Source organism: Pararhodobacter sp. CCB-MM2 (assembly GCF_001691415.1).
Taxonomy (GTDB): Bacteria; Pseudomonadota; Alphaproteobacteria; order Rhodobacterales; family Rhodobacteraceae; genus Pararhodobacter.
On the sequence record NZ_LRRR01000006.1, the window covers coordinates 23064 to 34751 of the forward strand.

The 11688-nt window shown below is 66.6% G+C and carries 9 protein-coding genes; 3 read left to right on the top strand and 6 right to left on the bottom strand.

Features of this window, described 5'->3' with window-relative positions; translation table 11 throughout:
* Positions 1–9 precede the first annotated feature (9 nt).
* From BCY78_RS08600 to BCY78_RS08615, 4 genes are all read right to left on the bottom strand, one after another.
* Positions 10–810 carry an SDR family NAD(P)-dependent oxidoreductase gene (locus BCY78_RS08600; RefSeq protein ID WP_068300393.1) on the bottom strand — a complete coding sequence of 267 codons (801 nt, stop codon included), beginning with the start codon at positions 808–810 and terminating at the stop codon, positions 10–12.
* Positions 811–813: 3 nt separating this feature from the next.
* Entirely contained in the window at positions 814–2184 is a 1371-nt protein-coding gene (locus BCY78_RS08605) for a Rieske 2Fe-2S domain-containing protein (RefSeq protein ID WP_068300395.1), read from the bottom strand.
* An 84-nt stretch (positions 2185–2268) separates the two neighbouring features.
* A complete protein-coding gene (locus BCY78_RS08610) occupies positions 2269–4167 on the bottom strand; it encodes a TRAP transporter fused permease subunit (RefSeq protein WP_083194914.1) in 1899 nt (632 codons plus the stop codon).
* 92 nt (positions 4168–4259) lie between these two features.
* On the bottom strand, positions 4260–5252 hold the full coding sequence (locus tag BCY78_RS08615) for a TAXI family TRAP transporter solute-binding subunit (protein WP_083194915.1): 993 nt from the start codon (positions 5250–5252) through the stop codon (positions 4260–4262).
* A gap of 136 nt (positions 5253–5388) precedes the next feature.
* On the opposite strand from BCY78_RS08615, the gene BCY78_RS08620 reads away from it, so the two are divergent.
* Both BCY78_RS08620 and BCY78_RS08625 read left to right on the top strand, forming a co-directional pair.
* Positions 5389–6789 (top strand): FAD-binding oxidoreductase, encoded by a 1401-nt coding sequence (locus BCY78_RS08620; protein ID WP_068300397.1) that lies wholly within the window; start codon positions 5389–5391, stop codon positions 6787–6789.
* A 69-nt stretch (positions 6790–6858) separates the two neighbouring features.
* Positions 6859–7335, top strand: coding sequence for a MarR family transcriptional regulator (locus BCY78_RS08625; protein WP_068300399.1), 477 nt, complete (start codon positions 6859–6861; stop codon positions 7333–7335).
* Between the two features lie 10 nt (positions 7336–7345).
* Here BCY78_RS08625 and BCY78_RS08630 read toward each other — a convergent pair whose 3' ends face one another.
* Together BCY78_RS08630 and BCY78_RS08635 are read right to left on the bottom strand one after the other, a co-directional pair.
* Positions 7346–8827, bottom strand: a complete 1482-nt coding sequence (locus tag BCY78_RS08630; RefSeq protein ID WP_083194929.1) for an aldehyde dehydrogenase — start codon at positions 8825–8827, stop codon at positions 7346–7348.
* Positions 8827–10503, bottom strand: a complete 1677-nt coding sequence (locus tag BCY78_RS08635; protein WP_068300402.1) for an FAD-dependent oxidoreductase — start codon at positions 10501–10503, stop codon at positions 8827–8829. Before BCY78_RS08635 ends, BCY78_RS08630 begins: the two co-directional genes overlap by 1 nt.
* Positions 10504–10696: 193 nt before the next feature.
* Here BCY78_RS08635 and BCY78_RS08640 point away from each other — a divergent pair, with 193 nt between their 5' ends.
* Positions 10697–11683, top strand: a complete 987-nt coding sequence (locus tag BCY78_RS08640) for an ABC transporter substrate-binding protein (protein WP_068300404.1) — start codon at positions 10697–10699, stop codon at positions 11681–11683.
* Positions 11684–11688: the final 5 nt, after the last annotated feature.

The window sequence follows — 11688 nt, forward strand, 5'->3', positions numbered from 1 at the left end:
TCCTCTGTCTCAGCTTTTTCCGAGCGGGGTCGAGGACCCCTGATGGGCGAAACAGCCCACGTCGATGATCGTGCCCGAGATCGCGGCGGCGTCCTCGGACATCAGGAAAGCGATGGCGCGGGCGAGGTCTTCGCCCTCCATGTAGCGGCCGGCGACGGTGCCGACGGCCTTGGCGCGCAACTTCGACAGATCGCCGCCGACACGGCCCATGCTCATGCCGGCCTTGATGCCGCCGCCGCCCGGAATGACGGTGTTGACCGCGATGCCGTCGGCGAAATGATCGAGCGCCATGGCGGCCCCCAAGGCGATGAGCCCGCCCTTCGATGTCGCATAGGCGGCCATGTTGGGCTTGCCCCAACCGGCGCCCGAGCCCACGTTGACCACCCGTCCGCCGCCCTGCTTCGCCATCACCGGGATCGCGGCGCGGCACAGAAGATACGGCCCCATCAGGTTGACGCGCTGGATCGCCTCCCACAGCGCCGGCGGGGTGTCGAGGATCGTGCCAAGGGGCCCGATCGCCGCGTTGTTGACGATGCCGTGCAGATGCCCGTGACGCTCCAGCGCCGTCGCCACCACGCCCGCCACCTGCGCCTCGTCCGTCACATCGGCGGCCATGAAGAACAGCGGCAGCCCCTCGGCTTCGGCCTCGGCATTCAGCGCGGCGACCGAGGCTTCGGCCAATGAGGAGACCGGCGCGGCCTCCAGCCCGAAGGCCACGACCGGCCAACCGCGGCGGGCCAGAAGGCGCGCGATGTCGAGCCCGATGCCAAAGGTCGCGCCCGAGACGATGATCGCTCCCAGATCCGCCATGGCTTACTCCGCCGCCTGCGCGTGGAACCGCTCGTCACCGGCACCAAGCAGCACATCCCAGGGCTCGCGGTCCAGATATTGCGCCCAGCGGCGGTAGAAGCCGACCGCCATGTGTTCGGTCACCTGCAGCGAGACATCGCCCTTCACCTCGATGCCATTGACCACCGGGTTCAGGCTGCTCGCCCCCATCGACTGCGCGTAGTTGAAATTGTGCCGCCGGGCGATGGTGCCGGTCGAGGCGCGGGTGGCGTAGAGCCAGTTCTCCAGATCGTCCTGCTCGGTCATCCCGGCGGGACCCGAGTAGCGCATGTAATATTCGCGCAGGAAGTCTTTTACCTTGGTCGGCGCGTCGGCGTCGACGAGGAAGAAGCGCCAGCCCTCGGTCTCGTTGGCGGAATGCGGATGCCAGGAACACAGGCTGCGCGGCTGGCGGCCATGGTAGCTGGTGTTGGGGAACAGAGTGCCGACGAAGGGCAGAAAGCGCGCGTTCTCGCCCAGCCGGCGTTTGCGCTCCTCATGGCAATGGCGGAAATACTGGCCGATCTCGGGGTCGTTCTTGAAGGTATCGACGAATTCATAGCCCTCGGGCTGGATCGCCGAATGCACGCCGTGACCGGCGGGGAAGCTGCACCAGATATGCTGCGCCTCCTCCATCTCGTTATCGCGCCGGCCCTTCACGCCCTGCAGCGCCGAGGGGCCGATGCCGATCATGTCGACCGAGCGGTGGCTGGGGTTGTGATAGGTGTCGCCAAGGAAGTTCTCGGCGGCGAATTTCCAGTTGGCCGGGAAGATCCATTTGTGCACGCCGATCACTTCCGAGCCGCCGGGCCGGCCGTCGCGGCAATCGAGCGCCTGATCGAGATGCAACTTGGCATCGCCAAGATAGGTCAGGAAATCAGGGGCTTGCGGGTCCCATGTGGCCCAGATCGTGCCCTTGTAATTGTGCAGCTTGGCGACCTCGATCAGCGACCAGTCATCGCGGTCGAGGTTCCCCTCGTAGAGCGCCTTGTAGAGCGGGATGCCCCGGATGCGCCCGTCGGTGGTGTAGGTCCAGGAGTGATAGGGGCAGGTGAACAGCGAGGTGTTCCCGCTCTCGTAGCGGCAGACCTTCATGCCCCGGTGGCGGCAGGAATTCAGGAAGACATGGATCTCGCCCGCCTTGTCCCGCACGAGGATCACCGATTCCTCGCCCATCCGCGAGGTGAAGAAATCGCCCGGATTGGGGATCTGCGATTCATGGCCGACGAACAGCCAGGCGCGGGTGAACAGCGTCTCCAGCTCCTGCCGGTAAACCTCCTCGCTGACATAGATCTCGCGGCTGATCTGCCCGCGTTTCCAATCGACATAATCGGCCGCCCTGGACGTGAAGCTCATGTCCGGTTCCTCCTGATTCGGGTGTTCTGCTTTGCCAGAACAAGTTGACATGTTTACTACTTGAGCGCAATGAGAACCACCCCGTCAGGAATGGTTTTCCGCCAGTATTTCAAGGGATTTGCCGCGCATCCAACCGCACAGACCCGCCAGCGCGAAACCGGCGATGGCGATCAGCACGGCAAGCGGCGCCTCCGGCCCGAAGAGCGCGGTCGAGGCCAGCGCGAGGAAGGCCGCCGCCGTCATCAGCACCGCAAAAGCGCGGTTCGGCAGGCCCGCCAGAGGGCTCTCCAACATCGACTGTTTCAGCAGGAACGAGGCCGACAGAACCGTCGCGACGACAATGGCGATCTGCAGGGGGGTGCCCTTCAGCAACAGCGCCGGGTTGTAGACCCACAGGAACGGCAGGCAGTATGCCGCGATGCCGATCCGCATGCTGAGGAACCCCGTCTGCCACATATTCGCCCCCGCCACCCGCGCAGCGACGATGCTGCCGATGGCGATGGGCGGCGTGACCATGCTCATCAGGCCGAAGTACAGCAGGAACATATGCGCCGAGATCGGCGTCACACCGAAATCGATCACCGTCGGCGCGACCACCGTGACCAGCACGATGTAGACGGCGGCGGTGGGCATGCCCATGCCCAGCACGATGGCGACCAGCGCGGCGAGCAGCAGCAGCGCGAAGAGCCCGTAGGCCGAGGCCAGATGCGTCAGCGCCAGCGAGAGTTGGAAGGCGAAGCCGGTCGAGTTCATCAACCCGATGATCACCCCCGCCGCGCCGCCGATCAGCGCCAGCGGCACAAACTCGCGGCCCAGCGACAGCAGCGCCCGGCCGAACTCGGCCAGATCGATGCGGAAGCGCGACTTCACCACCCAGATCACCAGCATCAGCGCCGAGGCGATCAGCGCGCACATGCCCGGCTGCAGCCCCGAGGAGAACAGCAGGTACAGCAGCAGGCCGATGGAGATCAGCATCTCCCAACCGCCCTTCAGCGTGTCCAGAAGGTTCGGCATCTCGGACCGGTCGAGCCCGCGCACCTTGTTGCGCTGCGCCATCGCATCGACTTTGAGGAACAGGATGAGGAAGTAGAACAGCGCCGGGATCGAGGCCGCGACCATGATCTCGGTGTAAGGGACCTGCAGGAACTCGGCCATGATGAAGGCCGTGGTGCCCATGATCGGCGGCGCGATCTGCCCGCCGTTCGAGGCGACGGCCTCGATGGCAGCGGCCTGCACGCGCTTCATGCCGGACTTGACCATCAAGGGGATGGTGAAGACGCCCGTGGACATGATGTTCGCGACGGTCGAACCCGAGAGCATGCCGAAGAAGCCCGAGGCAACGATCGACACCTTGGCCGGCCCGCCCCGGCGATGACCGACCATGGCCAAAGCGAGGTTGTTGAAGAAGGCCATACCGCCGACGATCTCCATGACCTTGCCGAAGACCATGAAGGGCAGCACCAGCGTGACGATCACGGTGATCACCATGCCGGGCACGCCGTTACTGTCGGCATAGAGGTACAGCACCGTTCGCGTCGGCGCGAAGACGGCGGCTTGCAGGATGCCGGGGATCCAGTCGCCGACGAAACCATAAAGCGCGACCAGCCAGACGAGGCCGGCGATCACCAGACCCATGGTCTTGCGCAGGGCCTCGACCAGCAGGACCAGCGCGAAGATGCCGGGGATCCACATGTCCGGGGTGCGGAAGGCCATCGAGACCATCCAGGTCTCGAAATTCCACGCATACCAGAGCCAGGACCCGGCGGCGATCAGCGCCAGCGCATAGTCCAGCGCACCCGCGCGTTTGCCATAGGGATAGCCCAGAAGGGCGGCGGCGGTGGAAAGCCCCAGCACCACGGCGACGATCTGCTGGGTGACCAGCCTTACGCCCAGCATCTGCGGGACGTTCAGTGCCCAGAGAATGCCGAGAAGCGGAACCGCGACCAGCAAGGCCGCAAGCGTCGTATTGACCAAAGCGCGCACGGGCGCGTCCTCCCTTTGGTGGATCTGCCACCCCTCGCGATCCCTGAGGACCGCGAGGGGTTTCGGGTGATCTGCCTCGGCTCTACGCCGGATCAGAAACGAGCTTGCGCTGCTTCATGCGCCTCGGTCCACAAGCCGACTTCCTGATAGAAGCGGATCGCGCCCGGATGGTACGGCACCGAGGGCGCCGGCAGCGCCAGCTCGGCCTGCGGGACCGAGCGCAGCGGGCCCACATCCTGCTGCAGGTCGGCCCAATGCTCGTACAGGGTCCGGGTCAGCTGATATGCGTCGTCGTCCGACAGGCTGTCATCGGCCACCAGAAGCGTGTCGTAGACGGTGATCGGGGTCTCACCCATGACGAAGGGGGTCCGCTCGTTCGGCTGCGCGGTCATCATGCCGACACCGGGCACGCGGCTGGCAAAAAAGCCCTCCTCAGCCGCGCTGCCATTGGCGACGATGCGCAGACCGCCGGGGATGGAGGCCTGGGTCTCGGCCAGCACCGGCATCGACGTCGCCACCGGAGCAGCATCGGCGCGGCCCTCGACAATGGCGTTGATGCCGTCCATCAGACCGCCGCTGCGCATGAAGTCGACATCCGACAGCTCCAACCCGCCCGATTGCACGATGGCCGCGTTGATCTGCGTCAGCGCCTGCGAGGTCGGCATGTCGCCCATGATCCGGCGGCCGCGCAGGTCGTCGGCGGTGACAATGCCGCTGTCGGCGCGGACGATGAAGGCATAGGGAATGCGCCAGACGGCGGCCAGCGTGCGCAGGCCGTTGATCTCCTGCGGGTAGCCGGCCGAGCCGGTGTAGGCGAGACCTGCATCAACCGTCGAGGACAGGCCGAGCGTGATGTCGCCCACGTCAATCGACGGCAGGTAGATCGACGAGCCCGCGAAGGGTTGCGCCGTCGAACGGATGCCCAGCTCCTCCTGGAACAGCCGCGCGAAGGCAGAGCCGATGGAATAGAACGTCGACCCCGAGGGGTTGGTGCCGATGGTGATATTACGCAGTTCGGCTTGCGCCGGGGTCTGGAACGCCAGCAGCGAAAGCGCTGCCGCGGTCAGGATCGGTGTAATCTTCATTCTGTCCTCCCGTGCTTGCTTAAAGCATATTTGGTAGATATGTTAATCGTCAACTTGTCAACTATCTTGCGGGACGATTTCCCTCCCCGGCCACGCACACCGCAGCCCTCGTTGAAGAAAGATCAGGAATTTTAGCATGTTGGACGCAGCGATCCGCGATGAGTTGAAAGCCCTCCTTGGCCCGCGCGGTTGGGCCGAGGCCAGCGAAGACAACCCCGCGCTGCGCGACATCCACGGCCTCGGCCTGCCGGCGCTGCTGCTGGCGCGACCCGAATCGACGGATCAGGTCGCCGCCTTGATGCGGTTTTGCGCCCAGCATCAGATCGCCGTGGTGCCGCAGGGCGGGAACACCAATCTCTGCCGCATGGCCCTGCCGACCGAGGCCCGTCCGACGGTCCTTCTGTCCCTCGCCCGGATGAACCGCGTGCTGGAGATCAACCCCGAGGCCGCGACCCTGACGGCCGAGGCGGGCTGCATCCTTGAGGTCGCGCAGGAGGCGGCGCTTGCGGCGGGCTTCATCCTCTCGCCGGACTGGGGCGCGCGCGGCACGGCCAGCCTCGGGGGCGCGGTGGCGACGAATGGCGGCGGGCTCAATGTCGTGCGCTATGGCACCACGCGCGAGCAGGTCAGGGGCATGGAGGTGGTGCTGGCCGATGGCACGGTCTGGGACGGGATGCGCAGCCTCGTGAAGGACAATTCCGGCTATGACCTGAAGCAGATGTTCATCGGCTCCGAGGGGACTCTGGGCGTGATCACCAGGCTGATCTTCCGCCTGCATCCCGCCGAGCCCGAGAGCCGCACGATGATGGCGGCGTTGGCGGATCTCTCCGGCCTCATGGACTTCTTCGGACAGGCGCGGCAGATCGGCGGCACCCATCTGTCGGCCTTCGAGCTGATGCCCGGCATCGGCGTCGAGAAGGCGCTGGCACGCTATCCCGACCTTCGGCGCCCGCTGGAGGCATCCTCCGACTGGTATGTCCTCGTCCGCTTCTCCGGCCGTGAGGCGGTCGAGGATCTGCTGGGCGAGCTTTTCGAGGCGGGCTTCGAGGCCGGGCTGCTGACCGACGCCGTCCTTGCCAGTTCCGAGGCCCAGGCGCGGAACCTCTGGGAGATCCGCGAGCAGATGATCCCGCATCAGTATTTCCCCGGACAGGTCATGCTGAAATGGGATGTCTCGCTGCCCATCGACCACATGGCAGGCTTTCTCGCGCAGGCCGAAGACACGGTCCGCAGCCTCGCGCCGCAGGGGCTGTGCTATGCCGTCGGCCATGTCGGCGACGGCAATCTGCATTTCAGCTGCTTCCTGCCCGCCGGCACAGGGGAGGACACGCAACACGCGGTCTACGAGACCGTCGACGCGCTGATCTGGCGCCTCGGCGGCTCCATCGTCGCCGAGCATGGCGTGGGCGCCCTGTTCCGTGACCGGGTCGCGCGCCAAAAGAGCCCTGTCGAATACGCGATGCTGCAGCGCCTGAAGGCGGCCTTCGACCCCGAGGGGCGGCTCAATCCCGGCAAATTGCTGCACCCGCCCACGTGACGCCCGGCTGCGCCCCCCTTGCCCGACGTCCGGATATTCGCCACAACAGACCATCATCGAGAGGACCCGATGCACAACCCTGAATGGCCAGAAGGCAAGACGCCCCTGCTGAAGGATCTCAAATACGTCGACCGTTCGCTTGCCGTCGCCTGCACCCGCGGGCGCGAGGCCGTGGTATCGCGGTTCCGCAAGATGCTGCAGCGCGAGGACCTCTCCGAGCAGCAATGGCGCGTGCTCAGGATCCTGCATGATTTCGGCCGGTTGAACTCGGTGCAGATCGCCGATCAATCCTGCATCCACAAGACCAGCATCTCGCGGATCGTGAAGACGCTGGAGCAGCGCGATATCGTCGAACGCAGCCCGCATGAGACGGATTCACGGATCAGCTATGTCGCGCTGACCGTCTTCGGGCAGACGATGATGGACCGCTTGATCGTCGAATCCACCACCATCCACGAGAAGATCGCCGACGATTTCGGGCATGACAATTACCTCCGGCTGCTGGAGCTGCTGAAGAAGCTCGCCAAGCTGAACGAGCCCGGCTGAGACCGCGCCCTCACAGCTTGATCCACGCGGTCTTCAGGTCGAGATACTTGTCCAGCGCATGCAGCGAGCGGTCATGCCCGTTGCCCGATTGCTTGACCCCGCCCAAGGGCACGGTGATGTCGGCGCCGCCATAGGTGTTGACATGCACCACCCCCGCCCGGAGCCGCCGCACCATGCGATGCGCGCGCGACAGATCTGCCGTCCAGACCGCCGAGGCGAGGCCATAGTCGCTGTCATTGGCCAGCCGGACGGCCTCGTCTTCGGTGTCGAAGGGCAGGATCGCCAGCACCGGGCCGAAGACCTCCTCGCGCACCACGCGGTCCTCGGGGCGGGCGTCGGTGATCAGCGTCGGTTCCATGAACCAGCCGCCGGTGTCGCTGCGGATGCGCTGGCCGCCGATCACGGTACGGCCGGCCTGCCGCGCCTCCTCGACGAAGGCGAGATTCTGGGCGAGCTGGCGTTCCGAATTGATCGCCCCCGCGCCGGTCGCAGGGTCCAGCGGATCGCCCAGCGTCAACGCCTGTGCGGCCTTGGCGACCTTCTCGACAAATTCCGCATGGATGCGGCGTTCCACCAGCAGGCGCGAGCCCGCGACGCAGACCTGCCCCGAATTTCGGAAAATCCCGAAGGCTGAGACGCGCGCAGCCTCGTCAAGGTCCGGCGCATCGGTGAAGACCACGTTCGGAGATTTGCCGCCCAGCTCCAGATAGACCCGCTTGAAGTTCGACCGGGCCGAGGCCTCCATGAGTTTCCGCCCCGTCGCGCCCGAGCCGGTGAAGACCAGAACATCGACGTCCATCGACAGCGCGATGGCCTGCCCGACCGTCGCCCCCTCGCCCGTCACCACGTTCAACACACCCGGCGGCAGGCCCGCTTCCTGCGCCAGTTCGGCCAGCCGCAGCAGCGCCAGCGAGGCCGTCTCGGCGGGTTTCAGCACCACCGAACAGCCAGCCGCCAAGGCCGGCCCCAGCTTCCAGGCGCCGATCATCAGCGGGAAGTTCCAGGGCACGATGGCGCCGACGACGCCCACCGGCTCACGGTGGATCAGGCCCAGGGTGCCGGGCGGGGTGGGGGCGATCTCGCCCATGATCTTGTCCACGGCCTCGGCATAGAAGCGGATGGTCTGCGCGGCGGAAAGCGGCTCGGCGGGCAGGGCCATGGCGATCTCGGTACCATTGTCGCGCACACCCAAGACGGCCAGCTCCAGCGCGTTCGCCTCGATCAGCGCGGCCCAGCGGAAGAGGATGCGCTTGCGCTCGGCGGGCGCGAGGCCGGACCAGCGCCCGTCCTCGAAGGCGCGGCGGGCGGCGGCGGTGGCATCCTCGGCATCCTGCGCAGTGCCCCGCGCGAGGCTGGTGAAGACCTGCCCGTCGAGCGGCGAATGCACGTCCATCCGCCCGCCATCCGAGGCCGGGACCGATTGCCCGTCGATCAGATGCTGCGCCGGCGGCACCGGGGCCGCGCGCAGGGCGGCGATGCGGTCGCGGTCCATCATGCCGCCTCTCCCTTTACCAGACGGGGCGCCGCGCCGCGCAGTTTGGCGACCAGCGCGGCGGGATCGGCAGGCAGCGCATCGCCGCGCCAGGCGACATGCAGATCAGGCCGCGCCAGCACCAGCGCATGGCGATAGGCCGGATCCGTGATCCAATCCGCCTCCAGCAGCACCAGCGGCAGGCCCTGTGCCTGTGCCGCCGCCATCAGCGGTGCGACATCGACCGAGGGGTCGCAGCGGATCAGCGTGTACCCCGCGCCCAGCCCGTCATAGAGCGAGCCGCCCTCGGGCGTCACCAGATGCGGCAGGCGGCAGCCCGGCACGGTCGAGGCGGTGAAACTGCCCATTGCATAGGGCGGCGGGGTCTCGGCATCCCCCTCGATGATCGGGCTTCGGTCGTAGTAATAGCCGAAGTTCAGCCCGGCGGCGGCGTATTGCTGCACGTTCAGCGCATAGGCCTGCGCGCCCATCTCGGCCCGCGCAGCGGCGCCTTCGGGGGTGTCGTCCTCGATCCCCGCAGGCACCGAGCCGCGCTGTTTCGCCATCGCCTCGGCGTGGCGCATGGCGAAGCGGCTGACCTGTTCGGTGATCGGATGGCGCTCGGCCTCATGCGCGTCGAGGATCGCTACATCGCCCCAGCCCTGCAGATAGGCGGCAAGGATCCAGCCGAGGTTCTCGGCATCCGCAATCCCCGCATTCATCCCGTAGCCCGCATAGGGCACCCAGATATGCGCGGCATCGCCACAGAGGAACACGCGCCCCTTGCGGAAGCGGTCGGCGACCAGACGGCGGCCGAACCAATCCTCGTTGCTGACCACCTCATAGGCGAAATCCGCCCCCACCCCGAGGATCGCGCGGATCGAAGCATCCCGGTCGACGCTGTAGAAATCCGGCTCGTCGGGGCGCAGGTAATTGTGGATCAGCCAAAGCTCGCGCCCGTCGATGGCATAGATATTTCCCTGCCGGCGCGGGTTGAGCGAAAACATCGCCCAGGCGGGTTCGACCTGCATCAGATCAATCAGCTGCGGCGCGCGGATCAGCGTCGATTGCACCCGCTGCACCACCGCATCGCCCTCGAACTTTGCGCCGATGGCCTTGCGCACGCCCGAGCGCCCGCCGTCGCAGCCGATCAGGAACTCGGCCCGGATCCGGGTCTCATCCCCGCTGTCCAGCGCGCGGAGGTGGGCGGTGACGCCCTCAGGCGTCTGGGTGAAATCCACCATCTCGGTGCGGTTCAGGATCTCGATCCCCGGCATCGCCTTGGCATGGGCGAAGAGGATCGGTTCCAGATAGATCTGGTTGATCCGGTGCGGCGGCTCGGGCGTCGGCCAATTGCCGTCCGGGCCGTCCAGATCGGTGAACCGGCGGCTGCGGCTGGGGATCTCGATGCGGGTGAGCTCAGGGCCCACCGTCGTCGTACGGTACGAGATCGAATGCGGGTAATCCGGCGGCAGACCCGCCTCGCGCACCGCCTGCGCCACGCCCAGACGCCGCAAGATCTCCATCGAGCGGGCCGAGACATGGTTGCATTTGACATTGGGCGGCTCGGCCTCGGACCGCGTCTCGACCACGGTGACCGCGATGCCGCGCTGCGCGAGGCTCATCGCCAGCACCAGCCCGACCGGCCCCGCACCCACGACCAGTACACGCGTGGCCCTTCCCTTTGGCTCGTCCATACCGCTCCCCCCTTCGTCCGGTGGCGCACCCCTCCCGGCGCACCATTAGTTGTCTTGTTAACGAAATTACTTGCCTTGTCAATCTTCTTGCCGTGCAGAGCGCCGAAACAGGGTCACCAGCCTGTCACATCCCGGGGCTAAGCGGGGCCATCCATAATCCGAGCCTTCGACTCGGCAATTCCCCGGGGGATTCATGAAACACGCCATCATCGCCGCGCTTGCCACCCTTCCGCTTGCCGGGGCCGCGCTTGCCCAGAACACCGAGATTTCGGGCCCGCTGACGCTGTACACCTCGCAGCCCAACGAGGATGCGCAGCGCACCGTCGACGCCTTCACCGCCGCCTATCCCAATGTCGAGGTCACCTGGATCCGCGACGGGACCACGCAGGTCATGGCCCGTCTGGAAGCCGAATTCGCCGCCGGCGCCCCGCAGGCCGATGTGCTGCTCATCGCCGACACGGTGACCATGGAGGGCCTTGAGGCTCAGGGCCGCCTGATGGCCTATCCGGGTGCGGATACTTCGGCCTATGACCCGGCGCTGATGGACCCCGAGCATCACTACTTCTCGACCAAGCTGATCACCACCGGCATCATCTACAACACCAACGCCCCCTTCGTGCCCGAGAGCTGGTCGGACCTGCTGCGCCCCGAGGCGCAGGGCCAGATCGCCATGCCCTCGCCGCTGACCTCGGGCGCCGCGACGATCCACATGATCGCGCTGACCGGCCATGAGGACCTCGGCTGGGCCTATTACGAAGGCCTCGCCGATCAGGGCACCAACCCGCAGGGCGGCAATGGCGGCGTCTACCGCGCCGTCGCCGGCGGCGAGCAGATGTACGGCATGGTCGTCGACTTCCTGCCGATCCGCGAGATCCCGAACGGCGCGCCCGTTGGCTTCGTCTTCCCGACCGAGGGCGTCTCGGCGGTGACCGAGCCGGTGGCGATCCTGTCGAACGCGCAGAACGTCCCCGCCGCGCAGGCCTTCGTCGACTTCCTGATCTCGGAAGCCGGTCAACAGCTGGCCGCCGACATGGGCTATCTGCCGGCGCTGGAAACGGTGACCCCGCCCGCGGGCTTCCCGGCGCGTGACCAGATCCAGCTTCTGGACTTCGACCCGGCCGCCGCGCTGGAGAATGCCGATGCCGACCGTCTGCACTTCACCGAGATCTTCGGCGGCTGAGCCAA

Coding starts and splice junctions, on each gene's coding strand:
- BCY78_RS08620 (WP_068300397.1), top strand. CDS start 5,389: ATGTTGGACGCAGCGATCCGCGATGAGTTGAAAGCCCTCCTTGGCCCG.
- BCY78_RS08640 (WP_068300404.1), top strand. CDS start 10,697: ATGAAACACGCCATCATCGCCGCGCTTGCCACCCTTCCGCTTGCCGGG.
- BCY78_RS08605 (WP_068300395.1), bottom strand. CDS start 2,184: ATGAGCTTCACGTCCAGGGCGGCCGATTATGTCGATTGGAAACGCGGG.
- BCY78_RS08625 (WP_068300399.1), top strand. CDS start 6,859: ATGCACAACCCTGAATGGCCAGAAGGCAAGACGCCCCTGCTGAAGGAT.
- BCY78_RS08615 (WP_083194915.1), bottom strand. CDS start 5,252: ATGAAGATTACACCGATCCTGACCGCGGCAGCGCTTTCGCTGCTGGCG.
- BCY78_RS08600 (WP_068300393.1), bottom strand. CDS start 810: ATGGCGGATCTGGGAGCGATCATCGTCTCGGGCGCGACCTTTGGCATC.
- BCY78_RS08630 (WP_083194929.1), bottom strand. CDS start 8,827: ATGGACCGCGACCGCATCGCCGCCCTGCGCGCGGCCCCGGTGCCGCCG.
- BCY78_RS08635 (WP_068300402.1), bottom strand. CDS start 10,503: ATGGACGAGCCAAAGGGAAGGGCCACGCGTGTACTGGTCGTGGGTGCG.